This window comes from Microbacterium paludicola, assembly GCF_015235415.1.
Taxonomy (GTDB): domain Bacteria; phylum Actinomycetota; class Actinomycetes; order Actinomycetales; family Microbacteriaceae; genus Microbacterium; species Microbacterium paludicola.
Window position 1 is genome coordinate 1 of the sequence record NZ_JADGLL010000122.1, and the last position, 255, is coordinate 255.

Here is a 255-nt window from a genome sequence, read left to right on the forward strand (position 1 = left end):
CTGGAGACCTGGTGGCAGGCATACGGGCACCTCACCAAGGAACGTTCCCTCTACGACAACGGCCAGTTCGGGTTCACCCACAAGCGGCTCCGCGACGCCTGGAAGATCCTCGCCCGCGTCGCCGCCGGCGGCCACGCATTCACGTTCCTCGACTACGGCAACCCGCGCACCACCAGCGCGATCGAAGGCGGAATCAACGCCCAGATCCGTCACCTGCTGCGCCTCCACCGCGGCATGCCCATCGAGCACCGCCGC

At 67.8% G+C, this 255-nt stretch carries 1 pseudogene; it reads left to right on the forward strand.

What is annotated here, in order from left to right:
- Window positions 1-255, forward strand: a pseudogene (locus IR155_RS15810) (IS256-like element ISEle1 family transposase); the annotation flags it as partial.